26 protein-coding genes, 2 tRNA genes and 1 pseudogene are annotated in these 26,762 nt (G+C 70.5%); 2 read left to right on the top strand and 27 right to left on the bottom strand.

The window, feature by feature from the left end; all coding sequences use genetic code 11:
• Nucleotides 1–157: 157 nt before the first annotated feature.
• From P3T37_RS20075 to P3T37_RS20010, 14 genes and pseudogenes are all read right to left on the bottom strand, one after another.
• Nucleotides 158–670 carry a hypothetical protein gene (locus P3T37_RS20075; protein WP_280725107.1) on the bottom strand — a complete coding sequence of 171 codons (513 nt, stop codon included), beginning with the start codon at nt 668–670 and terminating at the stop codon, nt 158–160.
• Between the two features lie 118 nt (nt 671–788).
• On the bottom strand, nt 789–1,136 hold the full coding sequence (locus P3T37_RS20070; RefSeq protein ID WP_280725106.1) for an HNH endonuclease: 348 nt from the start codon (nt 1,134–1,136) through the stop codon (nt 789–791).
• 45 nt (nt 1,137–1,181) lie between these two features.
• The gene (locus tag P3T37_RS20065; RefSeq protein ID WP_280725105.1) at nt 1,182–2,111 is read right to left on the bottom strand and encodes a class I SAM-dependent methyltransferase; all 930 of its coding nucleotides are present in this window, start codon (nt 2,109–2,111) and stop codon (nt 1,182–1,184) included.
• A 254-nt stretch (nt 2,112–2,365) separates the two neighbouring features.
• Nucleotides 2,366–2,563 carry a hypothetical protein gene (locus P3T37_RS20060; RefSeq protein WP_280725104.1) on the bottom strand — a complete coding sequence of 66 codons (198 nt, stop codon included), beginning with the start codon at nt 2,561–2,563 and terminating at the stop codon, nt 2,366–2,368.
• Nucleotides 2,564–2,622: 59 nt separating this feature from the next.
• Nucleotides 2,623–3,639, bottom strand: coding sequence for a hypothetical protein (locus P3T37_RS20055; RefSeq protein ID WP_280725103.1), 1,017 nt, complete (start codon nt 3,637–3,639; stop codon nt 2,623–2,625).
• A 157-nt stretch (nt 3,640–3,796) separates the two neighbouring features.
• Complete coding sequence (locus tag P3T37_RS20050) at nt 3,797–4,633, bottom strand: hypothetical protein (RefSeq protein ID WP_280725102.1); 837 nt, start codon at nt 4,631–4,633, stop codon at nt 3,797–3,799.
• Nucleotides 4,634–4,716: 83 nt separating this feature from the next.
• Complete coding sequence (locus tag P3T37_RS20045) at nt 4,717–5,133, bottom strand: hypothetical protein (protein WP_280725101.1); 417 nt, start codon at nt 5,131–5,133, stop codon at nt 4,717–4,719.
• Entirely contained in the window at nt 5,130–5,810 is a 681-nt protein-coding gene (locus P3T37_RS20040) for a hypothetical protein (protein WP_280725100.1), read from the bottom strand. The genes P3T37_RS20045 and P3T37_RS20040 overlap by 4 nt, the downstream gene beginning before the upstream one ends.
• A complete protein-coding gene (locus P3T37_RS20035; RefSeq protein ID WP_280725099.1) occupies nt 5,807–6,736 on the bottom strand; it encodes a mucin-2 in 930 nt (309 codons plus the stop codon). Before P3T37_RS20035 ends, P3T37_RS20040 begins: the two co-directional genes overlap by 4 nt.
• 103 nt (nt 6,737–6,839) lie before the next feature.
• On the bottom strand, nt 6,840–7,022 hold the full coding sequence (locus P3T37_RS20030) for a hypothetical protein (protein ID WP_280725212.1): 183 nt from the start codon (nt 7,020–7,022) through the stop codon (nt 6,840–6,842).
• A 375-nt stretch (nt 7,023–7,397) separates the two neighbouring features.
• A pseudogene (locus P3T37_RS20025) lies at nt 7,398–7,772 on the bottom strand (DNA cytosine methyltransferase); the annotation flags it as partial.
• Between the two features lie 263 nt (nt 7,773–8,035).
• Nucleotides 8,036–8,233 (bottom strand): hypothetical protein, encoded by a 198-nt coding sequence (locus P3T37_RS20020; protein ID WP_280725098.1) that lies wholly within the window; start codon nt 8,231–8,233, stop codon nt 8,036–8,038.
• On the bottom strand, nt 8,230–8,427 hold the full coding sequence (locus P3T37_RS20015; RefSeq protein ID WP_280725097.1) for a hypothetical protein: 198 nt from the start codon (nt 8,425–8,427) through the stop codon (nt 8,230–8,232). The genes P3T37_RS20020 and P3T37_RS20015 overlap by 4 nt, the downstream gene beginning before the upstream one ends.
• Entirely contained in the window at nt 8,424–8,651 is a 228-nt protein-coding gene (locus P3T37_RS20010) for a hypothetical protein (RefSeq protein ID WP_280725096.1), read from the bottom strand. The genes P3T37_RS20015 and P3T37_RS20010 overlap by 4 nt, the downstream gene beginning before the upstream one ends.
• A gap of 243 nt (nt 8,652–8,894) precedes the next feature.
• Between P3T37_RS20010 and P3T37_RS20005 the strand changes: the two genes are divergently transcribed.
• Complete coding sequence (locus P3T37_RS20005; RefSeq protein WP_280725095.1) at nt 8,895–9,311, top strand: hypothetical protein; 417 nt, start codon at nt 8,895–8,897, stop codon at nt 9,309–9,311.
• Between the two features lie 20 nt (nt 9,312–9,331).
• Complete coding sequence (locus P3T37_RS20000) at nt 9,332–9,721, top strand: hypothetical protein (protein WP_280725094.1); 390 nt, start codon at nt 9,332–9,334, stop codon at nt 9,719–9,721.
• Nucleotides 9,722–9,776: 55 nt separating this feature from the next.
• Here P3T37_RS20000 and P3T37_RS19995 read toward each other — a convergent pair whose 3' ends face one another.
• The 13 genes from P3T37_RS19995 to dnaA all read right to left on the bottom strand — a co-directional run bounded on the left by P3T37_RS19995 (nt 9,777) and on the right by dnaA (nt 26,360).
• Nucleotides 9,777–11,060 (bottom strand): site-specific integrase, encoded by a 1,284-nt coding sequence (locus P3T37_RS19995; protein ID WP_280725093.1) that lies wholly within the window; start codon nt 11,058–11,060, stop codon nt 9,777–9,779.
• Between the two features lie 104 nt (nt 11,061–11,164).
• A tRNA-Ala gene (locus P3T37_RS19990) sits at nt 11,165–11,237 on the bottom strand.
• 136 nt (nt 11,238–11,373) lie between these two features.
• The gene (locus P3T37_RS19985; protein WP_211786189.1) at nt 11,374–11,502 is read right to left on the bottom strand and encodes a DLW-39 family protein; all 129 of its coding nucleotides are present in this window, start codon (nt 11,500–11,502) and stop codon (nt 11,374–11,376) included.
• A 293-nt stretch (nt 11,503–11,795) separates the two neighbouring features.
• Nucleotides 11,796–11,869 (bottom strand) — tRNA-Ile (locus P3T37_RS19980).
• Nucleotides 11,870–11,885: 16 nt separating this feature from the next.
• The gene (locus tag P3T37_RS19975; protein WP_280725092.1) at nt 11,886–13,307 is read right to left on the bottom strand and encodes a cyclopropane-fatty-acyl-phospholipid synthase family protein; all 1,422 of its coding nucleotides are present in this window, start codon (nt 13,305–13,307) and stop codon (nt 11,886–11,888) included.
• A gap of 234 nt (nt 13,308–13,541) precedes the next feature.
• Nucleotides 13,542–14,258, bottom strand: coding sequence for a DUF3566 domain-containing protein (locus P3T37_RS19970; protein ID WP_280725091.1), 717 nt, complete (start codon nt 14,256–14,258; stop codon nt 13,542–13,544).
• A 143-nt stretch (nt 14,259–14,401) separates the two neighbouring features.
• Nucleotides 14,402–17,026 carry a DNA gyrase subunit A gene (gene gyrA / locus P3T37_RS19965; RefSeq protein ID WP_280725090.1) on the bottom strand — a complete coding sequence of 875 codons (2,625 nt, stop codon included), beginning with the start codon at nt 17,024–17,026 and terminating at the stop codon, nt 14,402–14,404.
• A gap of 59 nt (nt 17,027–17,085) precedes the next feature.
• Entirely contained in the window at nt 17,086–19,128 is a 2,043-nt protein-coding gene (gyrB, locus tag P3T37_RS19960) for a DNA topoisomerase (ATP-hydrolyzing) subunit B (protein ID WP_280725089.1), read from the bottom strand.
• A 269-nt stretch (nt 19,129–19,397) separates the two neighbouring features.
• The gene (locus P3T37_RS19955) at nt 19,398–19,910 is read right to left on the bottom strand and encodes a DciA family protein (protein WP_280725088.1); all 513 of its coding nucleotides are present in this window, start codon (nt 19,908–19,910) and stop codon (nt 19,398–19,400) included.
• Nucleotides 19,911–19,984: 74 nt separating this feature from the next.
• Nucleotides 19,985–21,112: a DNA replication/repair protein RecF gene (gene recF / locus P3T37_RS19950; RefSeq protein ID WP_280725087.1), complete on the bottom strand. Its 1,128-nt coding sequence runs from the start codon at nt 21,110–21,112 to the stop codon at nt 19,985–19,987.
• A 42-nt stretch (nt 21,113–21,154) separates the two neighbouring features.
• Nucleotides 21,155–22,030, bottom strand: coding sequence for a phosphogluconate dehydrogenase (NAD(+)-dependent, decarboxylating) (gnd, locus tag P3T37_RS19945; RefSeq protein ID WP_280725086.1), 876 nt, complete (start codon nt 22,028–22,030; stop codon nt 21,155–21,157).
• 129 nt (nt 22,031–22,159) lie between these two features.
• Nucleotides 22,160–23,290 (bottom strand): DNA polymerase III subunit beta, encoded by a 1,131-nt coding sequence (dnaN, locus tag P3T37_RS19940; RefSeq protein ID WP_280725085.1) that lies wholly within the window; start codon nt 23,288–23,290, stop codon nt 22,160–22,162.
• A gap of 940 nt (nt 23,291–24,230) precedes the next feature.
• Entirely contained in the window at nt 24,231–26,360 is a 2,130-nt protein-coding gene (gene dnaA, locus P3T37_RS19935) for a chromosomal replication initiator protein DnaA (RefSeq protein ID WP_280725084.1), read from the bottom strand.
• Between the last annotated feature and the right edge of the window lie 402 nt (nt 26,361–26,762).

The following is a 26,762-nucleotide window of genomic DNA, read 5'->3' as shown; positions in this document are numbered from 1 at the left end:
GAACGCCTTCTGGTCCGGCCGCAGGACGATCTTCTTGCCGTAGAAGTCGCCTTCGGCGCAGATGCAGTTCTCCTGGATCCACCGCACCGCCATCGGCCCGAACGTCGGCCACAACTGCCCCGGCGCCGGCTCCCAACCGCACTGCTGGCAGCCCGGATCAGCCCGTGCCGAGCCGTGGGTCCGGCTCCTCGTCGCCCCCGCCACGCGGCACCTCCTCGCGGTACTGGGTGTTCAGGTCCGCCAGGGTGCGTTTCTCCGTCAGCAGGGCGATCCCGAGACTGGCGCGGTGCGCCGGGCCGATGCCGATCTGCCGCTCGCAGGACTCCACCGTGCGCAACGCCATCTCGGCGGCCTTGTAGAGAGGGTTCAGGACGTCCTGCCCCTGGCTGCCGACGCCGAGCGGCGCTTGGTCGGCCTGCCTCGACAGGATGAAGAACCGGTTGAGGGCCTCCAGCCAGCGCAGAACGAGCACTTCGTCCGCCGGGGTCAGCGCGGTGGCGACCGGGTCCTCCCAGTACCGTTCCCAGGCCGCGACCGCGTCGTCGCACCACGCGACACCGGGTGGAGGCTGCGGCAGCTCCAGGCGCGAGCCCTGCACCACCGTCAGTTCCGCGCGGCGGCCGTTGCGCCGGTCAGCGGCCGCGCCCGGCGGCTTCTTGGTCCTGGGCAACGTGATCACCCCCCAAGCCGGGCCCCGGAAAAAAACACGGCGGCTGGTACCACGCAAAAATGGGGCCAAGGGCGAGGGGTCAGCAAGATGATCTTGCTAAAAAGCCTTTCGGGCCTGCTCAACCATCGTGGCCGCCCCTCAGCCGTGCCCCGCGCCGGGAGTTGCACGACCGGTGCGCCGGCCGCAGCGGACCGTCCCCGCCGCCCTGTGCGCGCGGCACCTCGTGGTCGGCGGTGATCGGATCCGACGCCATCCCGGGCCGGCCACAGATCCAGCAGAGCATGTCCGCCGAGATCTCCGCGCGCACCCGCTGCTGATGCTTCCAACCCAGGCCGCGACGGGTGGTGTTGCCCTTGGACCGGGCGTTCATCCTGGCCTCCAACGCGGCCTGGCACACCGGGCAGCGGCTGCGCCCCTTCGGTGCGGGGAACAGCTGCCTGCAATCCAGGCAGAAGCGCTTGGGCATCACACCCCCGATTCCTGTCGGTGCCCGTGCAGCGACGGCGCAGGTTCAGCCAGTACCAGCGCCGGGCGGATCCGGGAGAAGTGCGGTCGCGCGCTTCGGATCACCCTTGACGAAGGTCAGAACGTATTGGTGGATCCGGCCCATCTTGCGAGCCGCGCGCCACTGCTGCGGCAGACGCATGGCGGCGGTGCCGATGGTGTTGAGCAGGACGGCATCGTTGTAGAGCCGGGCGCCGGCGCGTTCATGGGCTGCGATGGTCAGCGGCACCAGCCCGCGCACCATCCCGGCATAGTTGCGGATGTCGCCCACAACCCACGTGGCGAACCGGTCCTCGGCCAGGCAGCGGACCGACTCCGCGATGATCTGCTCGTAGGCCGTTGCGAAGTCCTTCCACCGCATCGCGGACAGGTCCGCCGGGTGATCGCTGTACTTCTCCAGGTTGTGGTACGGCGGGCAGGTGAACACGTAGTCAAAGCTGTTGCTGGGCATGGTCGGTAGGACATCGGCGGCGTCTCCGACCTGCCATGTCGGCTCGGCGGCGAGTAGATCGCGCTGCGCCCAGTCGGCCGCCTGATCCTCGTTGGCGTCAATCTGCTCCGGTGAGAGGTCGATGCCGTGGTAGCGGAAGCCTCCGTTCGCGGCGACCAGGCCGCGTACGGAGCCGCCTGCGAACGGGTCCAGGATGCGGCCGCCCTGCGGGCAGTACCACTCGTAACTGACCTCGGCGAGCACGGGATCGAAGGTTGAGAGGCCGCCGTTGATGCTGCCCAGCTTCTGCCCGAACGGGCCGTCGACCGCGAACGTGGTGACGTGGTCGCGGCCGGCCCGACTGGCGATGCCCAGCTCGTGCCAGGCTCGACGGCGGTCCCGCCACGGTCCGAGATCGGACCGCAGGACGGAGAACGGGCGGATCGCGTGCGGTCCGGCGCTCAGTCGCTCCAGTGGGGTGTCTTCGAACAGTGCGGGCTCTCGCATGGATCCCCCCTTCTCGATGTTGTCTCGGGAAACGCGAACGGCCCCGCCGGTTGGCGGGGCCGTTCGAGAGTCTGTGTTCCGGGCACGCCGGAAGCGCTTCGAACTTTAGGACACGAATCGGTAACGACGCAAGTCCGTTCGATCGGTCAGTGTTCGGTGTGGCCGCCGTAGGGTGGTTCGCGGCCCCTGACAGGTCTCTCTGTCTGCGGGTGTGGGCCCGCCTGGCGGTAGCGTCGCCACGGCGGGCCCCTGGCTCACTGGTTGCGGTACGCCCGGATGATCTGGTGCACGCGCCCTTCGGTCAGGTTCAGGTCGCGCGCGATCTGGACGGCCTTCGTGCCGCTGTCCTTGGCCTCGACGATGATCCGGGCGAGCTGTGGTTCGAGTTCCTTCTCCTCGCCCTTGATCCGCACGGCGTCGGCGTACGTCAGCACCTTCTCGGGCTCGGGCATCGGTTCAGGGTCCTTCCGGGGCTGCCGGCCGGGCGGGTACCCGGCCGGCGTTCGAGATGTCACGTCCTACTCTGGCCGATCCGCACGCGCTGCGCGGCGGCGGCCCTGATGATCTCGGTGCGCGCCTGGCGCACGCGGTCGCCGTCCGGGAAGCAGGCGATCAGCCCCTCGACCTCTGCGACGTTGCCGGACCGCACTGCGGCGGCGAGCGCGGCCTGCGCCACGTTCCGGACGTCCGGCCCGGCGGCCGGGGTGACGTCCGGCCGCAGATCGCTGTCCGGCACGTGGGCGAACACGCAGCACGTGGCGACGAGCGGTTCGACGTTCCAGCCGACGGTGCGCAACGCGGCCCGGTAGTCGTTCAGTTCCGCCCGCCACGCACCGCCGTCCGGCATGACCAGCTGCCCGTTCTCCAGGTGGTGGATCGCCAGCCGGCCGCCGCCGCGCGGCTCGACCCAGAACCCGGTGGCGTCGTGGCACTGCTCGCCGTCGTCGCCCCACAGCTTGGCGGGCGCGAGACCGCAGAGCTCCAGGATGCTGATCACCGCGTGCACTTCGGGATTCGTGACGTGCTGCGGCAGGCAGCCGTGGGCCTCTTCCGGGTGCTCAACGATTGCCTCCTCGATCGGGGGGTCGGTGAGCGGGATCCGGGCGCCGGTGGAGTCGACGGCCCAGGCGTGGCGGAACATCGTGGCCACCTCGCGGACCTCGTCGAGGGTGCCGGATGCGCGGGTCGAGTGCAGGGTGCAGGCGTCGCGCTCGCACACGTCCCGTGGGTCCTCGCAGACCTGGAGGGCGTAGCGGCCAGTCGGCTGCACGTCGAGAAGCCCGGCGGCGGCCTGCTCGAACGCGTTCGTGGCCACCTTCACCGGCGCCGCCGTGCGCTTGGCGGTGCTCGCGGACGAAGCGCGGCTCTTGCGGCAGTTGCCGCAGATGTGGAGCCTGCCTGTGGCCAGGCCGGCGCCGACCTCTTCCGGCTCCAGGACGCGAAGCACGGGTCGGCCGCAGTAGGTGCGCTTGCCGTCCTCGTGGAGGTGGGCAACTTTGCTGGCCACCGAGCTTGTTGCGTAGCTCATGGGGTGCTCTCCCTGGTCGTGTGGGTGCCGGGTAGCGTCCGGCCCTGCAATCACCGCAGTAATGATTACTGTAATGATTACAGTCCCATCCGAGCAAGGGCTGCACGGATCCGCCCGGAGGCAACAACCCTCCGGGCGGCCCGAGTTGAGCTGATGGCTACGCGGCCCGGCCGCAGGCGGCGGCCCGTTCAAGGGCGGTGACCAACGACACGAGATCGGTGGCACCCCACACCCGCCGCTGCTCCTCGTCCAGTGGAAGGGGCGCCGGGCAGGTCGGCCCGCTGCCGCAGGTCACCCGGGGCGCCTGGCCGTCGGCGGTGTGCAACATCAGGTCGCCGGCGCACCAGGGGCACGGCCGGCCCTCGATCGGCGTCGAGCGGGCGTCGAGTTCGAGCACGCGCAGAACCAGGCGTTCACACTGCCCGGCGGTGCGGATCGCCTCGTGCCGCAGATGATCCGGCAGCAGGCCGAACAGCGCGGGCCGCACGGTGTAGTTGGCCTCCCGCTCCGGCGTGGTGTCCTCATCGAGGAGACGTCCCTCGACCCACATCGCGGCGAAGTGGGCGCCGTGGCGACGGCTGCCCGGGTCGGTGGGGCTGCGGTACACCCAGCGGCGCGGGTCGCTCGCGTCGGTGAGATCGTCGGCCCAGACGGCGGGGCGGCCGGGGCTGGAGATCCTTTGACGGGCGATCGGACGTTGAACGCCGGCCGCAAGGGTGTCGGCCAGGTCGAACAGGAGCGTCTCGACCCGGACGGCGGCGTCGAGCGCGGCGAGGTTGAGCGGCGCAGGATGCTCCCGCAGGGTCAGCGGCGCCCGGTCGGCGACGAGGGGCTCGACATCGGCGGAGAGCTGCTGCGCGAGGTGGGTGGACAGCTGCGCGGGCGGCCAGGCGGCGGCTGGCGGGGTCTCGACGGCGACCAACAGCGCGCCCCACTCCCGGCGGACGGTGCACAGCTGGGCGACGGCTCGGTGAAGGCGGGCGGGCTGGTACACGGGCGTTCTCTCCAGGCTTCGGTACGCGGGTGGTTGGGCGACCCGGGCGCCCCTCTCGGTAGTACGGGGGCGCCCGGGTCGGTTCAGGAGTCCGCCGGCGGGCGGCGGGCGACGGGGTGCAGCCGGCGCGCGGCGCGGGCCAGGGAGACGGCGTCGACCAGCTGCGCCGCGAGCAGGTCCGCGTACGCCTCCTGCGACAGCGCCGCCGGGTTCTGCGCGGCCTTCAGTCGGGCGAGTTCGGCCTCGGCCGCCGCGGTGCGCCGGGCGCGCTCCAGTGCCCGGCGCAGGGCCCGGCGCAGGAGGTGTGCGCGGGCGCGGCCGACGGAGGCGACCCGCGACCACTCGGTGCACCACTGCCGGTAGGTGGCCATGTCGTTGACCCCGGCGCGCAGGAGGGCGGCCTCGGCGGGCAGCAGGGCGCCGCGCTCGGCCCGGTCGACCAGGTGCAGGAGCGTGTCGACGTCGGCCTCGCGGCTGTGCGGGGCGTGGGTGATGGTCATGCTGCGCTCTCCCGGTGGGTGATGGTCGTGGCGGCGTCGATGCGGCTGGGGTGCGGTGTGCGGCGGCGGGTCCAGGTGCCGGGTCGGTCGGTGGTGGCGTTGGTACGCCGCCGGCACTGCTCACCGGCGGGCGCACGGCACCATCCGCACGGCACGGACAGGGCGTCGGGTCGACCGGCCACGGCGGCGGCCTCCCGGGCGGCCCGCGCCGGTCGGTACGGGGCCAGTGCGGCGCCGACGTCCGGGGGAAGCGCGCGGCCCGCGAGACGGGCGGCGACGGTGGGGTGCGGGCCGCCGGTCAGCTGCCGGGAGTCGGCGGGCGCGGCCTGCCCGGTGGCCACCGCGTGCCGCTGCGCCCGGATCGCGTTCTGGTAGGCGGCGACGTCGTCGGGGTCGACGGCCGGCCGGGGGTCGGTGTGGCGCCCGAGCAGGTCCCGGCGGTGGGCCGCCCAGGGGCGGGTGACGTCGACCGGCAGCACCGGGTACGGGCTGCTCTCGACGTGCCGACGAACCACCGCGGCCGCGTCCCACCCACCGGGGGTCGTGGCGGGCACGTCGCGCAGCAGCTCACACCAGGTGGCCAGTTGCCCGGCCGTCTCGGCGGGGTCGAGCAGGGCGGCGCGCGGGTCGAGGCGGCCGACGTAGGCGAGCAGGGCGGCGACTTCCTCGCGGGTCATGCGCTGTCCTCCTCGTGGCTGGCGGTGTTCATGTCGTCGAGCGCGGCTTGCAGCGCGGCGGCGTGCTGCTCGGCGCGGGAAGGGCGAGAAGGCGGCACCGCCTGGAGGTGACGCGCGGCCGGAGGCGGCTCGGGCCTCTCCTGGTTGATCCACTGCTGCCAGTTGAGCCGCCACTGCTGCACGCTCCGCGCGGGTCCGGCGGCCCGGTGGGCGCGCCACTTGGCGGTGGCGTGGTCCAGCCCCTCCAGTCCCAGGCGCTGGAGGTGACCGGCCGCCGCCGCCCAGGCGAGCAGCGCGTCGTCGGGCTCCCAGTCGGCGGGCAGAGCGCAGAGAGTGGAGGCGGGCGGCGGCCCGCTACGGCCTGAACTCTCTCTACTGCCCCCGCCACCCTCTCCGGGTCGGGCCGGGCCGGGCCGGGACCGGTGGGACGCGCCCGCGCCGTCCGGGTGGGACACCCCGCCGTGACCTGGACTTTCGTCGAAATCCGGGGGTGAATCCGGGTCGGATCCGTCGTCGTCCGGGTCCGGACCGGCGCCGAACGGAGGCGGATCGGCGGGCGAATCGCGGCGCGTCCGCTGGCGGTCGCGGCCCCTTTGCTTCCGGTCCGCCTCCCGCTTGCGGGTGCCCTCGACGCTGGCCCGGGTCGGGTTGTAGCGCAGGAAGTCGTGCATCAGGTACTCGCCGGCGATCACGGGCGGGCAGCGCCGGCAGGTGTGGCCGGTCTCGTGCCACAGCCCGGACCGGACCAGCTTGGCAGCCTGCGGACCGGTGCCGAACATGTCGGCGATCACGGCCGGGATCCGGCCCTCGGTCAGGTGCTGTGCGGTGTAGGCGCCGCAGCGCAGCCACAGCCCGAGCGCCGCGTTCCCGGCCGTGAGCAGCTTTGGGTGGGAGTAGGCGGTATCGTCAACTTTGAACCAGGTCACGGCTGTTGTGCTCCAATGTGCGGCGCGGGCCGAAGGTTGCGGGGCGCGGCACTCTCGGTGTCGGCGCGGAGGTTCGGGGAGAGGGCGGGCCGCCCGCCGGTGGTCACGAGGCAGGTCGCTCGGACCTGTCGAGGAGCAACCGCACGGCGTGGGCGGCCTGTTGGGGCACCACGCCGTTGCCGAGGGCGTGCAGCTGGGCCCGACGGGTCAGGCCCGGGACGCCGGTCACGTGGCGCTCGGGGAGCCCCATGAGCCACTCGACGAAGGCGGGGCTCAGGCGTCCCACAGGGTCGGTGGGGTGGGGGGCCGGTCGTCCGAGGGTGCGTTCCCAGGTGGAGACGGCCGGGCCGTAGACCCCCCAATCGCGTACTGCTCCAGCTCCGGCAGGATCCGGACGGCCAGGCCCAACGGCAGGCTCGTGTCCGCCGCCTTGCCGTCCCTGCGGGGCCGGGCGCGGCGGGCCAGCCACCGCGTCACCGCCTCCGGCCCCTCTTCGAGATGGCTGGCGCGCGGCGTGGGCAACAGGGAGATCACCGTTCGCAGGTCGGCGCCGCCGGTACCGTGCCGCCCCGCCCCGTTCGCGTCCGACGTGGTGGGCGTCGGCAGGCCGAGCGAGGAGGAACAGCCGGCGGCGTTGGTGGGCGGCGCCGATGTCGGACGCCCGAACACATGCCCACTCCGCATCGAACCCGAGGCGGGCAAGGTCGGCGAGGACGGTGTCGAATCCCAGGGAAAGGTGTCCTGACACGTTCTCAAAGATCGCGATTCGGGGTCGTAGTACGCCAAGGGCGCGGGCGATGTGCGGCCAGATGTGGCGGGCATCCTGGGTTCCCTTCCGGCGGCCCACTGTGCTGAACGGCTGACACGGGTACCCGCCAACGAGGACGTCGACCGGCTCGACGTCGGACCAATCGACGACCGTGAGATCGCCGATGTTGGGTGTTTCGGGCCAGTGCTGAGCGAGGATCAGCTGCGCCCCGGGATCAATCTCCGAGTGCCACGCCACCGAGCCGCCGAACACCGACTGCACAGCCATGTCAAGACCTCCGTAGCCGGTGCACAGCGATCCGATCCGGGGGCCCGTCAGGGCCGCGATGGCGTCGAGGCCGTCCAACTGGCCGGGCACGGGATCGCTTTCGACGCCGGCGCCCTCACTCGCCGAACTGCGGTGCCGAGCTGACCGAATCGGCTCGACGACGGTGTCGGGGTACGGGACGGCGCCGCCGTCGACCGCAAGTTGCAGAACGGCCGTTTCGGACCCGCTCGGGGACAGGCTGGGGCCACGCACCTGGGGCCGCCTCATGCCGCACCCGCCGACGCTTCGGCGGGCCGGACATCGGGCTTGGTCCGTCCGATGGCGGCGACGCGGTCGAGATACCAGCGCGGCATGCCAGCGGTCTTCGCGCGCCGCCAGACCGCCCGCACTTCCTCGGCTGTGGCGGCCGCGCCGGCGGCGGCGAGAAACAGGCGGTCCGGCGGTGTGTATGCGCGGTTCACCGGTCGACCTCCGCAGTGACCATGGTTCGGATGCGCACGTATCGGCGTTCGACTCCTCCCGTACCAGCCGGCAGCGGTCGGGAGACACGGACGACGGACAGGCCGCAATCGGCGTGAAGCGCAGCAAGCAGGGCCTCGACGAGCGCGGGGGCGCCGACGATTCGGACGACCCCCACGGCGGTGTTGTCGGTCACCGGGCACCTCGCGGCACCAGAGAGGCGGGCCCGGCCGTGATGGCGGGGAGAGGACGGGCCGGCAGCACCTCGTGCATGGCACGGATCACCCGAAGGTGGTCGTCCGAGAACCTGACGTGCTTGCCGAACTTCGTGTGCGGAATGCGCCGGATGTTCCGTCGCAGCCAGGTCTCCGGCAGGTCGAGCACCTCGGCGGCCCCGGCGTAGTCGCGTAGCTGATCCATGCCACTCCTCCCCCGTTCACGAACGTGTGTTCGTTCGCAGGTCAGAGGCTACTCGCACGCGTTCGCGAACGCGAACATTTAATGGACGCCACTGGCACGAGGTGGCATGCAAAGGCGTTCGGCATGAAAACCAAACCTTTGCCATGTAGCCTCGTTCGCGATCGCGGACGCCGGGCACGGTTCCGGCGAAGCCGTCAGTACCTCCGAGGCCAAGCGGGGGGAAGCGTGCGAATAGGAGAGAAGATGTCAGCCACAGAAGGTGGCGCCGCCAGTGACGCGCTGTCGCGGATGGTGCGCGCGTTTCTGGACGAGCCGGGGCAATCACTCCGCCGGCTGACCGAGATAACCATCGACCCGGAGACCGGCTACACCCCGGGAACCACCTGGCTACACAAGCTGGGCCAGAACAAGGTGGGGCGGGCGCCCGAGCCGCAGGCATTGCGGGCACTCGCCGCCGGGCTTCGACGCCCCCTGGTCGAGGTACAGCGTGCCGCAGCGGCCCAGTACCTGGACTACCGCGCAACGGAGCTGTCCGGGTATCCGGATGACGTACAGGCCATCGTCGCGCATCTGACCACGTTGGATCCACAGGATTTGCCGCAGGTCAGAGCCGTGATCGAGAAGTTGCGCAGGAACCGGGGCGCCGACGGCCCGGCCTGATTGAATGCTCAACGGATGACGTGAAGCTCACGGAGGTGTCGGACGTCACGGCGATCACGTTCGGGTGTACGTTCGATCGGTCGTCGGCGGACGGCGCGGCACCGACGGCGTCGATGCCGCAGGAAAGAGGGGGAACGGGCGTGGACAGTGTCACCCACGAGCAGACGGAACTCGATCACGGGGCTCCGCTCCTGCTGGTGGCGATAGCTGACGAGTTGATCCTCGTCAGCGACCCGAGGGTCGTGCCGGGAGACCGGCTGACGCCCCTCGTGGACCAGATCCGGCGGTGGAAGCGTGAGAACGCGCTCACCGCCCGCCGAGCGGCTCAGCTGTTGGTGCCTCATGTCGACCAGCTGATCAAGGGCGGCGCACTCGACCTGCCCCCTGCGTGTGGGAACGCTGCGGCCTGACCACGCGAGGGCGCCCCCGGACCGGTGATCGGTCCGGGGGCGCCCTCGTTCCCGTCTAGGCCGCGGCTGCCAGATCTTCGCGGCTCGGTTCGGCAACGTCACCGGTGTACACGACGCGGGCCTGTGTGAGCGCGTGGTCCACCGCAGCGATGACCTCGGCGTCGAGGATGTCGAGCAGATGTCCGTAGCGGTCCACGGTGGTCTGGATGGACTCATGGCCCAACCTGGCCTGGATCGCCGGGAGCGGGAGCTTGGCGGCGATCAACCAGGCGGCGTGGGTGTGACGAATATCATGGAAGCGCGGGGTCTTCGTGAGTCCGTTCTCGCGCGCCGCCTCGATGGCCGGTAGCCAGTAGTCCCGCCGGAAGGTGGCCGGCTGCCACGCGCCGCCCATGGGTGCGGTGAACAGAAGATCTTCCTTCCCCTTGCCCTTCACCCGCTGCCTGAGGATGTCGTGCAGACGCGGGGTCAGAACGAGGGTCCTGCGCGACTTCCGGGTCTTCGGCGGGCCCATGTACCGCCCGCCATCCTCGTCGTACTTCCAGGCCCTCTGGACACGCAGCGCGGGGCGTCCTCCTCGCCGCACCAGGTCCCGGGGCTGTAGCGCGGTGATCTCGCCCCAGCGCATCCCCGTGCCGGCGGCCAGCTCCACCATGTCGGCGGCGTCCACAGAGATATCCACAAGGCGACTGTGGATAAGTCCGTACTCCCAGTGCTCCAAGAAGCACATCTCATCGCTGTCGGAGTCGTCGGCGCGGGGCAACCGGGTGAGTTGGCACGGGTTGGTCGCCCGCAGCTCCTTCAAGACGGCGGACCCGAGGATGCCGCTCAGAAGCCCGTGGTTGTCCCGGATGGTCTTCGCCTTGTACTTGCGGCGCGCCCTGGCCCCTTCGGGCCGGTGCGGCCCCCAGCGGCCGTTTTCGAGGTCGTTGACCCACAGCTTGATGGGGTCACTGGTGAGCGACAGCTCGCCGTCCGCGACGGAGAAGTCTCGGAACCACGGGACCATATTGTTCCGGATCAGCTTCCGGTACTTCGCCTTCGTGTCGCCCTGAACGCCCGTCAGCAGGTCGACGTACGCGAGCGCGAACGCCTCGAACATGTGGGCGGGGTCTATCTCGGGCTCGGCCGGCTCCTCCTCCACGAAGCCCTTGCCCTTCACCCAGCCGGGCGGCCAGTGCTGGCCGAACCCGTTCACCAGGTCGCGGAAGCGCTCGGCGCTGGTGTCATCGTCGAACTTCTCGTCCTGCTGCGGGTCGTTCCGGCCCCCGCCGTCACGCCAGGTGACTGTGTACGTGGTGCCGCCGTCTTTGCGTTCGCGAACGCGAATGGATGCCATGGGATGAACGTACCCAGGTCCGTGCTGACACGGTGCTGTAATTCCGCCTGGGCAAACGAAAGGGGCTGACCTGTTTTCGCAGGTCAGCCCCTGTTTCGGTGCTGTGGAGCTTAGGAGACTCGAACTCCTGACATCTGCCTTGCAAAGGCAGCGCTCTACCAACTGAGCTAAAGCCCCTCGACGGAGCGGCGGGCGCCGTCAGGCAATAGCGTACCGGGTCCTGCGGAAAATCTTCAGCAGGTATCCCGGCAGCAGCGGGAGCGGACCGGACCGGGAGACCCGACCGGGCCTCCCGCCGTCCGTACCCGAAATCTCAGCGACCGGCCGGGATCGGGTCGGTGGCCTCGGTCCACAGGTCCTGCTCGGCACGGTCGGCCTGGACCTGACGGTAGACAAAGAAGCCGCCGAGGGCGACCAGGGCGACCAGGAGGAGCTTCTTCACCGCGGGACCTCGTCCTTCTAGCAAATGGGCGGGCTCGGCAGAAGGATCCCGGCCGCACGGCCAGGACTGCGAGTCCTCGGATGTACAAGTACGAACCGGCGGTCGAATGGACGAACCACCATGCGGCCGATGATACACACCTGTGTCCTGTTCGAGACCGGCCAGCAGTGCCCCAACCGGCTGACCCTGACGACGGATTGACGCCGCGCGTCGCGCCGGCCGCCCGCCCTGCGGTGCTGGGGAGACAGAAACGCCCCGCCTCCCGGAACCGGGAGGCGGGGCGTTCTCGCAGGTGGGCCTAACAGGACTTGAACCTGTGGCCTCTTCCTTATCAGGGAAGCGCTCTAACCGTCTGAGCTATAGGCCCTTGCCGCACTCAAAGATTAGCGGACCCCCGGCCGATCTCCCAAATCCGGGTCCGCCGCACCTCCCGGCCCACCGATCGCAACGCGCAGCTCAGGGGTGTTCGCCGGCTCTGCGGCCTCGCTCGCGCCGGCCAGCCACTGGTCGCGGGTGGGCGGCAGGGCGCTGCCTCCGGCGGGCGTGGTGCGGACCGCGAGCACCTGGTTCACGCCGATCCGGTTCTCCTCGAAGGCCAGTGCCGAGGCGGCCATGTAGAGCCGCCAGACCCGCGCCCGGCCGACGCCCACCAAGCCGACCGCCTCCGACCAGTGCGCCTCCAGGTTGGACACCCAGTCCCGCAGGGTCAGCGCGTAGTGCTCGCGCAGCGACTCGACGTCCCGGACCTCGAAGCCCGCCTCCTCCAGCAGCGAGACGGTGCTGCCGACCGGCGCCAGCTCACCGTCGGGGAAGACGTAGCGGGAGATGAACGGGCTCGTGACGTACGGCTCGCCGGGCTTGCTGGGGCGCCGGGCGATCTGATGGTTCAGCAGCCGGCCGCCGGGGCGGAGCAGTCCGTACAGGCCGGTGGCGTAGGTGCGGTACTGCTCGCTGCCGACGTGCTCGGCCATCCCGACGCTGGAGATCGCGTCGTAGGGGCCGTCCGGGATCTCCCGGTAGTCCTGAAGGCGGATCTCCACCCGGTCGGACAGGCCCGCGTCAGCGACCCGCTGGGTGGCCAGCGCGACCTGCTCGGCGGAGATGCTGACGCCCACCGCGTGCACCCCGTAGTGCCGGGCCGCGTGCAGCACCAGCGAGCCCCAGCCGCAGCCGACGTCCAGCAGCCGCATCCCCGGCTTCAGGCCCAGCTTGCGGCAGATCAGGTCGAGCTTGGCCTCCTGGGCGTCCTCCAGGCTCTTGCCCTCCGGTGTCCAGTAGGCGCAGGAGTACACCAGGGAGGAGCCGAGCACCAGGCGGTAGAAGTCGTTGCCGACGTCGTAGTGGTGGCTGATCACGGCCCGGTCCCGGCCCCGGCTGTGCACCCGGCCGGCGGGACGGGCCTCCTCCGGCGGCGCGGGGGGCTGCGGGCCGAACGCCCCGGCCCGCACGGCGGCGGCCAGCAGCGCCCGTACGGCGCGCCGGGTACCGGGGTCGGCCAGCTCGGCGACGCCCAGCTGCAACTCCCGCACCTCCGGCCGCTCGACGAAGTGTGCGAACTCGGCCAGCACCTCGTACAGGCCGGTGTCGGGGCCGAAGTCGAGGTCCCCCGAGACGTAGGCCCGCACCAATCCCAGCTCACCCGGCGACCAGACCAGCCGGCGCAGCGCGCGGCGGTTGCGCAGCACCAGCTGCGGCGCACCTGCCGGACCAGCCGTACTGCCGTCCCAAGCCCGGACGCGGAACGGGAGCCGGGTACCGAGCAGCCCCTCCAACGAACCGACGAGCTGCTGAGCGATCTGTGCCATCGCGCGAACCTCCAAGCAACCTGGTGGGCAGCCGTCGCTCCGACTCTGCCCCCTGAGCCGTACCAGTAGCCGTGCAGGTCCGACCAGCCAAGCGGGTAACCGGCGCACTCCCCCGGCGGCACGCCGGGCCATCACGCCAGTCACCCGAATGCCAACGGGCCCCACCGATCGAACAGCCGGTGGGGCCCGTGCATTCCGCGGTTCCGCGGAAAAGATGAGAAAGTTGACGCCGCGTCAGTCCTCTTCGGCCAGCGTCAGTTCGATGCCGCCGGTGAAGCCGGCCGCGGTGTTGTAGATGAACGCCGCCAGGGTCGACAGCGCGGTCAGCAGCACCACGTCCACCACCGCGATCAGCGAGGTGTAGGTCAGCACCGTGCCGAAGCCGATGTAGTCCATGATGTTGAGGCCGCCGCTGGAGCCGTCGGTGCCCGAGCCGGTGACCTCCTTGAGCGTCTTGCCCAGCGAGCTGAAGACGCCCAGCGAGTCCAGCGTCTCCCACAGCACGGCGGAGGCCACGATCAGGATGATGCCGATCGCCACCGACAGCAGGAAGCTGACCTTCATCACCGACCACGGGTCGGCCTTGGTGATCCGCAGCCGAGCCTTGCGGGTGCGCCCGGCCAGCCCGCTGGGGGCGGCCTGCGGCGGCGTGCTCGGGCGGCGGGCGCCGGGGGTCGTGGGGGTCGCCGCGGGCGCTCCGCCGTTCGTCCTGGTCCCGCGGGGCGGCGTCGGCTGCCCCTTGGTGTAGGTGGTCGGCGTCGAGAAACCCCCCGCAGCCGGCCCGCCCGGCGGCTGGGTCGGCGGCTGCGGCGCGCCGTAGCCGCCGCCTCCGCCCACCGCGGACATCAGTGAGGTGGACGCCGCGGGGTGCTCCGCCGGCGGCTGCGGCACACTCCCGTACGGCGCACCGCCCGGCGCGGCACCTCCCGCAGCACCCGTGGTCCCACTCACTCTGGTCCTCCCGTTGTTCCCCGCCAGTGCCGCGATCTGCGCCCTGGTCGTCACTCCACTGTCCAGCATCAGGCCGGCAGGCCCGAAACCGGGAGGCCGGCGCCCCCGGGGATCCCGGGGGCCGCCGACCAACCGAACGTGGATCAGGCCTGGTCGCCGGCGTCGGAGGGCGCCTGGGCGCTCTCGTCGGTCGGCTCGGCCGAACCCGAACCGTCCTGGTCCTGAGGAGCGTCCTGAGCAACGTCCTCAATGATGTCCTCGTCCTCCGCCTCCGCGTTGCGGGCCATGCCCACCACCGCGTCGCGCTTTCCGAGGTTGATCAGTTGGACGCCCATCGTGTCACGTCCGGTTTCACGAACTCCCGAAACCCTTGTACGGATCACACCACCCGAAAGTGTGATGGCCATGATCTCGTCGGTCTCGTCCACGACCAGCGCCCCGACCAGCGAGCCACGACCCTCGACGATCTTGGCCGCCTTGGTGCCGAAGCCACCGCGTCCCTGAACACGGTACTCGTCCACCGGAGTGCGCTTGGCATATCCGCCGTCGGTGGCCGTGAACACGAACGTCCCCGGACGGACCACGTTCATCGACAGCAGCTCGTCGTCCTCGCGGAACGCCATGCCCTTGACGCCGGAGGTCGCCCGGCTCATCGGCCGCAGCGCCTCGTCGGTCGCGGTGAAGCGAATCGACTGCGCCTTGCGCGAGACCAGCAGCAGGTCGTCCTCGGCGGAGACCAGCTCGGCGCCGATCAGCTCGTCGTCGCGGCCGTTCTCGTCCTGCCGCAGGTTGATCGCGATCAGGCCGCCGGAGCGCGGCGAGTCGTAGTCCTTGAGCGGGGATTTTTTAACCAAACCCTCACGCGTGGCCAGCACCAGGTAGGGCGCGTCGGCGTAGGTGCGCACCGCCATCACCTGGGTGATGTGCTCCTCCGGCTGGAACGCCAGCAGGTTGGCCACGTGCTGGCCGCGGGCGTCGCGGCCGGCGTCCGGCAGCTCGTAGCCCTTGGCCCGGTAGACCCGGCCCTTGTTGGTGAAGAACAGGATCCAGTTGTGCGTGGTGGTCACGAAGAAGTGGTCGACGAGGTCGTCCTGCTTCAGCTGGGCCCCGCGCACCCCCTTGCCGCCGCGCTTCTGCGAGCGGTAGAGGTCGGAGCGGGTGCGCTTGACGTAGCCGCCACGGGTGATCGTGACGACGATGTCCTCCTCCGCGATCAGGTCCTCGACGGACATGTCGCCGTCGAAGGGGATCAGCGTGGAGCGCCGCTCGTCGCCGTACTTCTCGACGATCGCGGCCAGCTCCTCGGAGATGATCTCGCGCTGACGGGACGGCGAGGCCAGGATCGCGTTGTACTCGTCGATCTTGCGCTGCAGCTCGTCGTGCTCGTCCATGATCCGCTGGCGCTCCAGGGCGGCCAGTCGGCGCAGCTGCATCTCGAGGATCGCGTTGGCCTGCAGCTCGTCGATGCTGAGCAGGTTCATCAGGCCGCTGCGGGCGGCGTCGGCGCTGTCCGAGGCCCGGATCAGCGCGATCACCTCGTCGATCATGTCGAGCGCCTTGAGCAGCGCCCGCAGGATGTGGGCGCGCTCCTCGGCCTTGCGCAGCCGGAAGCGAGTGCGCCGGACGATGACCTCGACCTGGTGGTTCACCCAGTGCCGGATGAACGCGTCGATCGACAGCGTGCGCGGCACGCCGTCCACCAGCGCCAGCATGTTGGCGCCGAAGTTGGTCTGCAGGTCGGTGTGCTTGTAGAGGTTGTTCAGCACCACCTTGGCGACCGCGTCGCGCTTGAGCACGACGACCAGGCGCTGCCCGGTGCGCGAGGAGGACTCGTCGCGGACGTCGGCGATGCCGGCCACCCGGCCGTCCTTCACCAGGTCGGCGATCTTCAGCGCCAGGTTGTCCGGGTTCACCTGGTACGGCAGCTCGGTGATCACCAGGCACTGGCGGCCCTGGATCTCCTCGACCTCCACCACCGCGCGCATGGTGATCGAGCCGCGGCCGGTCCGGTAGGCGTCCTCGATGCCGCGGCGGCCCACGATCAGCGCGCCGGTCGGGAAGTCCGGCGCCTTGATCCGCTCGATCAGGGCTTCCAGCAGCTCCTCGTTGGAGGCCTCGGGGTGCTCCAGCGCCCAGAGCGCGCCCGACGCGACCTCGCGCAGGTTGTGCGGCGGGATGTTGGTGGCCATGCCGACCGCGATGCCGGTGGCACCGTTGACCAGCAGGTTGGGGATCCGCGAGGGCAGGACGGTCGGCTCCTGCGAGCGGCCGTCGTAGTTGGCGGCGAAGTCGACGGTCTCCTCGTCGATGTCGCGCATCATCTCCATGGCCAGCGGCATCAGCTTGCACTCGGTGTACCGCATGGCGGCGGCCGGGTCGTTGCCCGGGGAACCGAAGTTGCCGTTGCCGTCCACCAGCGGCATCCGCAGCGACCACGGCTGGGCCAGGCGGACCACCGTGTCGTAGATCGAGGTGTCGCCGTGCGGGTGGTAGTTGCCCATCACGTCGCCGACCACGCGGGCGCACTTGTAGTAGCCCTTCTCGGGCCGGTATCCGCCGTCGTACATCGCGTAGAGCACCCGGCGGTGCACCGGCTTGAGGCCGTCGCGGACCTCGGGGAGCGCCCGGCTGACGATCACGCTCATCGCGTAGTCGAGGTAGGAGCGCTGCATCTCGGTTTCGAGCTCGATCGGCTCGACCCGGGAGACGAAGACGTCGGTGGAGGTGCTGTCCGGCTGCTCGCCGTCGGGACGGTTGTCGTCGACCACTGGTGGTCAGTTTCCTTTCACGCGTGACTGGTACGTACGGACGGGGTCGTGAGAGCCCGTCACACGTCCAGGAAGCGGACGTCCTTGGCGTTGCGCTGGATGAAGGACCGGCGGGCCTCGACGTCCTCGCCCATCAGGACCGAGAAGAGGTCGTCGGCACGGGCCGCGTCCTCCAGGGTGATCTGCTGCAGCAGCCGGTGCGCCTGGTCCATGGTGGTGATCCGCAGCTCCTCGGCGTTCATCTCGCCCAGACCCTTGAAGCGCTGGATCGAGTCGTCCTTGGGCAGCCGGCGGCCGGCCGCGGCGCCGGCGGCGATCACGGAGTCCTTCTCCCGGTCGGAGTAGACGTAGTCGAAGTCGTCCCGGCCCCACTTGATCTTGTACAGCGGCGGCATCGCCAGGTACACGTACCCGGACTCCACCAGCGGCCGCATGAAGCGGAACAGCAGGGTGAGCAGCAGGGTGCGGATGTGCTGCCCGTCGACGTCGGCGTCCGCCATCAGGACGATCTTGTGATAGCGGAGCTTGGACTCGTCGTAGTCCTCCTGGATGCCGCAGCCGAAGGCCGAGATCAGCGCCTGGACCTCGGTGTTCTGCAGCACCTTGTCGATCCGGGCCTTCTCGACGTTCAGGATCTTGCCGCGGATCGGCAGGATGGCCTGGGTGCGCGGGTCACGGCCCTGCTTGGCCGAGCCGCCGGCCGAGTCGCCCTCGACGATGAAGATCTCGCACTCGGACGGGTCCTTGGACTGGCAGTCGCTCAGCTTGCCGGGCAGCGAGGCGCTCTCCAGCAGGCCCTTGCGGCGCGTCAGGTCGCGCGCCTTGCGGGCCGCCATCCGGGCCGTGGCCGAGTTGATCGACTTGCGGATGATGTCCGCGGCCTCCACCGGGTGGCGGTCCAGCCAGTCGTTCAGCTGCTCGTGCACCACCTTCTGGACGAAGGTCTTCGCCTCGGTGTTGCCGAGCTTGTCCTTGGTCTGGCCCTCGAACTGCGGCTCGCCCAGCTTGACCGAGATGATCGCGGTCAGACCCTCGCGGATGTCCTCGCCGGAGAGGTTCTCGTCCTTCTCGCGGAGCAGCTTCTTGTCCCGCGCGTAGCGGTTCACCAGGCCGGTCAGCGCCGCCCGGAAGCCCTCTTCGTGGGTACCGCCGCCGTGCGTGTGGATGGTGTTGGCGAAGCTGTAGACGCCCTCGGTGTAGGAGGCGTTCCACTGCATCGCGATCTCCACCGAGATCGTCTTGTCCTTGTCCTCCGCCTCGAAGTCGATGACGGAGGGGTGGATCACCTCGCCCTTGCGGGAGTTGAGGTGGGTCACGAAGTCGGCGATGCCGCCCTCGTAGTGGTACGTCACGGAGAGCGGCTTGCCCTCGTCGTCGACGTGCTCCTCGCGCTCGTCGGTCAGCGAGATGGTCAGGCCCTTGTTGAGGAAGGCCATCTCCTGGAACCGGCGGGAGAGCGTCTCGAAGGAGTAGACGGTGGTCTCGAAGATGTCGCCGTCGGCCCAGAACGTGACGCTGGTGCCGGTTCGGTCGGTGGCCTCGTGCTTGGCCAGCGGCGCGGTCGGGACGCCCTGCTTGTACTCCTGGGTCCAGCGCGAGCCCTCGGTGTGGATCTCGATCGCCAGCCGGGTGGAGAGCGCGTTGACCACCGAGACGCCGACGCCGTGCAGACCGCCGGAGACGGCGTAGCCGCCGCCGCCGAACTTGCCGCCCGCGTGCAGCACCGTCAGCACGACCTCGACGGCCGGCTTGTCCTGGCCGGGGACGATGCCCACCGGGATGCCGCGGCCGTTGTCGACCACGCGCACCGCGCCGTCGGCCAGGATCGTCACCGCGATGGTGTCGGCGTGGCCCGCCATGGCCTCGTCGACGGAGTTGTCCACGACCTCCTGCACCAGGTGGTGCAGACCGCGCTCGCCGGTGGAGCCGATGTACATACCGGGGCGCTTGCGGACCGCGTCCAGCCCCTCCAGGACCTGGATCGCGCTGGCGTCGTACGCCACCGGATCAGCTGGGGCGGCCGGGGTGGCCGGGTCGGTGGGGACTGGGGACTGGCTGGAATCGCCGGAATCGGCCACGAAGCGCCCTCTCTGGCACAGCACGGGCCGCATCCCCACCCGGTGGACGGGCGAGCGTGCGACCTCGGCGTTCGACTCTGTTACCGCAAGCGGCAGTGTTTGGCTTTCAGTCTACCGGTACGACCGACAGAGATGGGCGTTTGGCAGGCTCTGAAGGCGGATGTGCCGCTCTGAATCCCCTCCGCACATGTCCCGATACTCGCCCAGGGGGCTCAGCGGCCTCAAAAGGGCCGTCAGCGGTTCCGGAGGACGGCCTTCCGTCAAGGCCCTCCCGGTCCCGATCGGGACCGGGGTCAGCCGAAGGTGTCGCCCGGACCGCGGCTGCCCGGTGCGCGCAGCCGCCCGTACCCGCGCTGCGGCGCGGCCGGTCCGAGCACCTTGATCACCCGGACCGTGCCGTGGCCCAGCTCGTGGTTCAGACGTGCCACCAACTGGCGTGCCAGCAAACGGAGTTGGGTTGCCCAGGCGGTGGAATCGCAACGCACCGTCAGCACCGCATCGGCCTCCGCGAAGTGCTCCGGAGCGCAGTGCGCCGAGATGTCCGGACCGACGATCTGCGCCCAGCGGCCCATCACCCCGCCCACCGCGGCGGGTGCCTCCCAGCCCCGCTCGGTGATCAGCCGGTTCAGCGCCGCCCCCAGCGGCACCGGGTCCCGCCCGTCGGCCCGCGCACCGCTGCGCAACCCGTGCCGCTTGGCCTCGCGCTTCTCGCGGACCTGCTCGCCGCGCTGCCTGGCCTGCTCCTTCGCCGCCCGCAGCGCCACCCGGGCCAGATCGACCCCGGACAGCTCGGATTCCTTGCTCATCGCGGTGCGCTCCTTCCCCAGGCTGTGGACAGACCAGCGTACGAGGTTCCCCGCGCGCCCGCGGACACCGGCTCTCAGAGCCGGTCGACGGCGCCGCCGGCCACCGCGTACCGCGCGCCGTGCAGCGCCTTCGGCACGTCCTCGGGCACCGCCGCGGTCACCAGCACCTGCTCGCCGCCGGCCACCAGCTCGGCCAGCCGGTCGCGGCGCCGGGCGTCCAGCTCGGCGAAGACGTCGTCCAGGATCAGCACCGGCTCGCCGCCGTCCGCACGCAGCAGCTCGTACGAGGCCAGCCGCAGCGCCAGCGCGTACGACCAGGACTCCCCGTGGCTCGCGTAGCCCTTGGCCGGCAGCGCGCCGAGCTTGAGCCCGAGTTCGTCGCGGTGCGGTCCCACCAGGGTCAGCCCGCGCTCGGTCTCCTGCTTGCGGGCGGCCTGAAGGGCCTCCAGCAGCTGCTGGTAGGCCTCCTCGCGGCTGCCCGGCAGGGCGCCCTCGAAGGAGGACCGGTACTCCAGCAGAGTCGGCCCGCCGCCCGGCGCGAGCTGCTCGTACGCCTGCGCCACCAGCGGCTGCAGCGCGTCCACCAGCCGGACCCGGAAGGCCGTCAGCTCGGCGCCGGCCCGCGCCAGGTGGCCGTCCCAGACCTCCAGGGTGGAGAGGTCGGCACCCTTGCCGCCACCGGCCCGGCGGGCCATGGCCGCGGTCTTGAGCAGCGCGTTGCGCTGCTTGAGGACCCGCTCGTAGTCCTGCCGGACGCCCGCCAGCCGCGGAGCACGGGCGGTCAGCAGCTCGTCCAGGAACCGCCGGCGCTCACCCGGGTCGCCCTTGACCAGCGACAGGTCCTCGGGGGCGAACAGGACGGTCCGCAGCAGGCCGAGCACGTCCTTGGGCCGGACGTTGTCCGAGCGGTTGATCCGGGCCCGGTTGGCCTTGCCCGCGGTGATCTCCAGCTCCACCAGGGTGGTCCTGGCCCGGTCGGCCACCGAGCAGCGGACCACCGCCCGCTCCGCGCCCAGCCGGATCAGCGGCGCGTCGGTGGCCACCCGGTGGCTGCCCAGCGTGGAGACGTAGCCGATCGCCTCGACCAGGTTCGTCTTGCCCTGGCCGTTGGGCCCCACGAACGCCGAGACGCCCGGGTCGAGGGGCACCTCGACCCGGGCGTACGAACGGAAGTCGGCGAGCGACAGATGCGCGACATGCATGGGTGTGGACTGCGCTCGCCTTCTGCGGGGATCCGGGGATCGTTACTTGGACTCGACCGCGTGGCCGCCGAACTGGTTGCGCAGCGCGGCGATCATCTTCATCTGCGGGGAGTCGTCCTGGCGGGAGGAGAACCGGGCGAAGAGCGAGGCGGTGATGGCCGGCAGCGGCACCGCGTGGTCGATCGCGGCCTCCACCGTCCAGCGGCCCTCGCCGGAGTCGGCGGCCCAGCCCTTGAGCTTCTCCAGGTGCTCGTCGTCGTCCAGCGCCCGGACCGAGAGGTCGAGCAGCCAGGACTTGATGACGGTGCCTTCCTGCCAGCTGCGGAAGACCTCGCGCACGTCGGTGACCTCGGGGACGGCCTCCAGCAGCTCCCAGCCCTCGGCGAAGGCCTGCATCATCGCGTACTCGATGCCGTTGTGGACCATCTTCGCGAAGTGGCCGGCGCCGACCCTGCCCGCGTGCACCGCGCCGAAGTCGCCCTCGGGCTTGAGGGCGTCCAGGATCGGCTGGACCTTCGCCACGTCCTCAGCCGCGCCGCCGTACATCAGCGCGTAGCCGTTCTGCAGGCCCCAGACGCCGCCGGAGACGCCGCAGTCGACGAAGCCGATGCCCTTGGCGGCCAGCAGCTCGGCGTGCTTGATGTCGTCCGTCCAGCGGGAGTTGCCGCCGTCGACGACCACGTCGCCGGGGGAGAGCAGCTCGGCCAGCTCCTCCACGGTCGCCTGGGTCGGCGCACCGGCCGGGACCATCACCCAGACCACGCGCGGGCCCTGAAGCCGGGTCACGAGCTCCTGCAGGCCGGCGACGTCGGCAAGGTCGGGGTTGCGGTCGTAGCCGATGACGGTGTGGCCGGCGCGGCGGATGCGCTCACGCATGTTGCCGCCCATCTTGCCGAGACCGATGAGGCCGAGCTCCATGACAAGTCCTTACCTGGTGGTGTCGTGCCTGACGGCGGCGCCGTTGCCGCGCCTGGAGAGCCTACGCCGCGGGGTGTCCACAGGCTGCTCCCAGCCTGTGGACACCCCGCGCTGCGTCGAGTCGCGGCCTCAGCCGGAGAGCCGCACCGGCATGATCAGGTACTGGTAGGCCTCGTCCGCCTCGGAGTCCACCGCGGCCTTGCCGCTGAGCAGGGCCGGCTTGGTGGAGGTGGTGAAGGCCAGCTGGGCGTAGGCGGAGTCGATGGCCTTCAGGCCCTCCTCCAGGTAGCCCGGGTTGAAGGCGATCGAGATGTCGTCGCCTTCCAGGTCCGCGTCGATCCGCTCGGTGGCCTGGGCGTCGTCGCCCGAGCCGGCCTCCAGGGTCAGCACGCCCTGCTCGAAGTTGAGCCGGACCGGGGTGTTGCGCTCGGCGACCAGCGAGACGCGCTTGAGCGCCTCCAGGAACGGCTGGGTCTGGATCGCGGCGATCGCGTTGAACTCGGTCGGGAAGAGGCTGCGGAACTTCGGGAACTCGCCCTCCAGCAGGCGGGTGGTGGTCCGCCGGCCGGCGCCCTCGAAGCCGATCAGGCCCTCGCCCGCACCGCCCGAGGCGAGCGCGATGGAGACCGTGTCGCCGCTGCCCAGCGACTTGGCGATGTCCTGCAGGGTCTTGGCCGGGACCAGCGCGACCGCCGAGATGTCCGGCTGCTCGGGCTTCCAGAGCAGCTCGCGGACGGCGAAGCGGTAGCGGTCGGTGGCGGCCAGGGTGATCCGGTCGCCCTCGATCTCGACCCGGACGCCGGTGAGCACCGGGAGGGTGTCGTCGCGGCCGGCGGCCACCGCGGCCTGGCTGACCGCCGAGGCGAAGACCTCACCGGAGACCGTGCCGGTCGCGGTGGGCATCTGCGGCAGGGCGGGGTACTCGTCGACGGGCAGGGTCGGCAGGGTGAACCGCGAGGTGCCGCAGACCACGCTGACCCGCTGGCCGTCGGTGGAGATCTCCACAGGCCTGTTGGGAAGGTTGCGCGAGATGTCGTTGAGCAGCCGGCCGGAGACCAGCACGGTGCCCGACTCCTCGACGTCCGCCTCCAGCTCGACCCGGGCCGAGACCTCGTAGTCGAAACCGGAGAGGGCCAGGGAGCCCTCCTGCGCCGTCAGCAGCAGGCCGGCCAGCACCGGCACCGGCGGCCTCGCCGGGAGGCTGCGGGCTGCCCAGGCCACCGCCTCCGCGAGGACGTCACGCTCCACCCGGAACTTCACCGGTAACCGCCTCCTGGATCCTGCTGTCGCTTCTGATCTTGATCGTCTGACCGGCACTTGTCAGCGGGGCGAGCCACGCTGGTTCCAGGTGCCGAAGGACAGTCTGACCTACTCCACGGACAGACGGGGCAGACGGGCGGAAGCAAGCCGAACAAATGTCGGTCCCGGGTTGTCCACAGATTTCGGCCCGCCCCACTGTTTTCCGAGTCAACTGGTCTATAGGTGTAGTGGTAGTAGTAGGGGCTGTGGATACCGTGGATAACCCCGTTTCCGCAGGTCAGACCCTGTTTTTTGTCCACAGTGGGTGTGGACGCAGCCGGTGGATAACCAGGTGCCACTGTGGACAACGGAGCGTTACCCACAGGGCACGTTGGGTATCCACAGGTTATCCCCAGCGCCGTCCCCAGATCATGGACGGGTTATCCACGGGCCACGGTCAACATCTCGTGACGGCTTTCACACCTGGTGATGAACAGAGCCTGCACGTTGTCGAACAGTGGATACCGCTGTGGAGAACCTGGGGATAACCTGCCCCAGCCTGGGGACAGCCAGTGGACAACCCTGCGGGCGGTCTGACGGGCCACCAACTGTCCACACCCTGTGGATAACTGTTGTGCACAAGTCCACAGGGGGCTGACCTGCGCCGAAGAGCGTAACGGCAGGGTGCCTGTGGAGGAATTCGGGATAACTCCGGGCTCTCCACACTGTGGACGGGGAAAAGCACCCGTTCCTGTGGACAGTCGGCCGTTCGGCTCACACTGTTCGATTCCATGCACGGATGTACGAAAGCGGCCGGAGACGGCGGAGACTGGCGGAGCGTCAACTGTCCCGAGCATTCCCCGCCCCGGCGGGATTCACACCCGCCGGGGAACGCCGAAAAGGGGTACCCGGACGGTTCGGTCCCGGTACCCCTGCGAAGGCCCCAACAGGCCGCCCTGGGCTAGCTCTTGATGCGGTTGGTCAGCTCGGTGACCTGGTTGTAGATGGACCGGCGCTCGGCCATCAGCGAGCGGATCTTGCGGTCCGCGTGCATCACGGTGGTGTGGTCGCGGCCGCCGAACTGCGCGCCGATCTTCGGCAGCGAGAGGTCGGTCAGTTCCCGGCAGAGGTACATCGCGATCTGGCGGGCCGTCACCAGCACCCGACTGCGCGAGGATCCGCAGAGGTCCTCCACGCTCAGCCCGAAGTACGCGGCGGTCTGCTGCATGATGACCTGCGCGGTGATCTCCGGACCGGCGTCCTCGCCCCCACCGGGGATGAGGTCCTTCAGCACGATGCCGGCCAACTCCAGGTCCACGGGGGCCCGGTTGAGATTGGCGAAGGCGGTGACCCGGATCAGCGCGCCCTCCAACTCCCGGATGTTCCGGGTGATTCGGGAGGCGATGAACTCCAACACGTCGGCCGGGGCATTGAGTTGTTCCTGGATCGCCTTCTTGCGCAGGATCGCGATCCGGGTCTCCAGCTCCGGCGGGGTGACGTCGGTGATCAGCCCCCACTCGAAGCGGTTGCGGAGCCGGTCCTCCAGGGTGATCAGCTGCTTGGGCGGCCGGTCCGAGGAGAGCACGATCTGCTTGTTGGCGTTGTGCAGGGTGTTGAACGTGTGGAAGAACTCCTCCTGCGTCGACTCCTTGCTCGCCAGGAACTGGATGTCGTCGACCAGCAGGATGTCCATGTCCCGGTAGCGCTTGCGGAACGCGTCCGCCTTGCCGTCCCGGATCGAGTTGATGAACTCGTTGGTGAACTCCTCCGAGCTCACGTACCGCACCCGCGTTCCGGGGAAGAGGCTGCGCGAGTAGTGCCCGATGGCGTGCAGCAGGTGGGTCTTGCCCAGGCCCGACTCGCCGTAGATGAACAGCGGGTTGTACGCCTTGGCGGGGGCCTCGGCGACCGCGACCGCCGCCGCGTGCGCGAAGCGGTTGCTGGCGCCGATGACGAAGGTGTCGAAGAGGTACTTGGGGTTGAGGCGGGCGGCCGGCTCGTCCTTGCGCGAGCCGCCGGCCGGAGGTGCGCCGGGCGGCGCGGGCACGCCGGGCACCGGGGTGCGGTCGGCTACCCGCTCGGGCAGGTTCGGCGCACCGGGGCGGTCCACCTCGGCGCCCGGGCGAATCGCCGGCACACCGCCGGGCCGGCCGGGCTCGGGCATCAGCTGACCGCGGTCCTGCGGCGCGTTACCGGTGGGCCGACCGCCCAGCTGGCCGCGCTGGCCCGCACCCGGCGGCTGACGCAGGCCGGACCTGGCCCGCTCCTCGCCGGTCGAGTCGTACGCGCCGCCGAACAGGTCGCCCTGCGCCGGGTCGCCGGGCCCGGGCCGCTGCCCGGGGGAGAGCTGGGGGGACTGCTGGGGCCCGCCGCCCGGGTGCTGCTCGGGGGGCTGCTCCTGGAGGTTCTCGCTCTCCCGCCCGGTCCACTGCCGGTACTGGTGCGGCTCGCCGTACTGCGGCGGCCGCTCCTGGTAGGGGCGGTCCTGGTACGGCTGGTCGCCGTACTGCTGGGGCTCGGGGTACTGCTGCTCCTGGTAGGGCCGCGCCGGGTAGCCGCCCTGGCGCTCCCAGCTCTCGCCCTGACCGCTCCACTCGGAACGCTCGGCGCTCTCCGGCCGCTCGGCCTGCTCGGGTCGCTCGGCGTAGGGCGCGGGCCGCTGGTCGTAGCCGGCGGTGTCGTACCGGCCGCGCCCGAACGTCGGGGCGGACTGCTGCGGGTACCCCTCGGCGGGGCCGGCGGTCCATCCGGACGGCTCGTCGACCGGCTCCGGCTGCGCCGCAGGGGGCTCGGCCGCGGCAGCGGGGGAGGGGCTCGGCGGCGCTGCGTTGGCGTCCACCATGACGGCGATCCGTACCGGGCGGCCGAACTGCTGGCTCAGGCCGTCGGTCAGCTGCGGCAGCAGCCTGCCCTCCAGCACCTGCTTGGCCCACTCGTTGGGTGCCGCCAGCAGGGCGGTGTCGTGCATCATCCACATCGGCTGGGTGCGCTGCACCCAGAGTTTGTCCTTGTCACCGACCGAGGTGTCGTTGACCAGCCGCTCGACGACCTTCGCCCAGGCGGGGGCGAGATCGCTGTTGACATCAGCCACTGGTGCACGCTTTCTCGTTCCCCCGAACGGGGAGGTCCTGGGTCAGGATCGGGTGTCTGTTCGGGTGGATGAACAAACCAGACAAGTCCTGCAACGGTAGTCAGCGGACAGAGCTGATACAAGTTGTTGTCCACAGGCTGTGTACGAGCGCCCTGTGGGAGTCCCGCCGGGACTCTCCGAACGAAGCCGGTTTGACCCTCGACCCTCGTCCCGCGTACCGTAACCAGGTCGAGTTGTCGATGGCCGCTGCCGCATGTCCGCGGGTCACCCCGCTTCCAGAAGGCGCGCAGCACGGGCGCCGTGGATTGCCTCTTACCCCAGCAGACCTGGGGTTTCGGGTCGGATTTCCCAGTCCTGAAGGGGAGATCACGCGGACGCACGGTGACGGCCAAGCTGCGATTC

Source organism: Kitasatospora sp. MAA4, from assembly GCF_029893355.1.
Classification (GTDB): Bacteria; Actinomycetota; Actinomycetes; order Streptomycetales; family Streptomycetaceae; genus Kitasatospora.
This window is presented reverse-complemented; position numbering and strand designations above follow the sequence as displayed.

Coding starts and splice junctions, on each gene's coding strand:
- P3T37_RS20065 (WP_280725105.1), bottom strand. CDS start 2,111: ATGCGAGAGCCCGCACTGTTCGAAGACACCCCACTGGAGCGACTGAGC.
- recF (WP_280725087.1), bottom strand. CDS start 21,112: ATGCATGTCGCGCATCTGTCGCTCGCCGACTTCCGTTCGTACGCCCGG.
- P3T37_RS19975 (WP_280725092.1), bottom strand. CDS start 13,307: ATGGCACAGATCGCTCAGCAGCTCGTCGGTTCGTTGGAGGGGCTGCTC.
- gnd (WP_280725086.1), bottom strand. CDS start 22,030: ATGGAGCTCGGCCTCATCGGTCTCGGCAAGATGGGCGGCAACATGCGT.
- P3T37_RS20010 (WP_280725096.1), bottom strand. CDS start 8,651: ATGGATCAGCTACGCGACTACGCCGGGGCCGCCGAGGTGCTCGACCTG.
- P3T37_RS20005 (WP_280725095.1), top strand. CDS start 8,895: ATGTCAGCCACAGAAGGTGGCGCCGCCAGTGACGCGCTGTCGCGGATG.
- P3T37_RS19995 (WP_280725093.1), bottom strand. CDS start 11,060: ATGGCATCCATTCGCGTTCGCGAACGCAAAGACGGCGGCACCACGTAC.
- P3T37_RS20040 (WP_280725100.1), bottom strand. CDS start 5,810: ATGACCCGCGAGGAAGTCGCCGCCCTGCTCGCCTACGTCGGCCGCCTC.
- P3T37_RS20045 (WP_280725101.1), bottom strand. CDS start 5,133: ATGACCATCACCCACGCCCCGCACAGCCGCGAGGCCGACGTCGACACG.
- P3T37_RS20070 (WP_280725106.1), bottom strand. CDS start 1,136: ATGCCCAAGCGCTTCTGCCTGGATTGCAGGCAGCTGTTCCCCGCACCG.
- P3T37_RS20055 (WP_280725103.1), bottom strand. CDS start 3,639: ATGAGCTACGCAACAAGCTCGGTGGCCAGCAAAGTTGCCCACCTCCAC.
- P3T37_RS19955 (WP_280725088.1), bottom strand. CDS start 19,910: ATGAGCAAGGAATCCGAGCTGTCCGGGGTCGATCTGGCCCGGGTGGCG.
- P3T37_RS20060 (WP_280725104.1), bottom strand. CDS start 2,563: ATGCCCGAGCCCGAGAAGGTGCTGACGTACGCCGACGCCGTGCGGATC.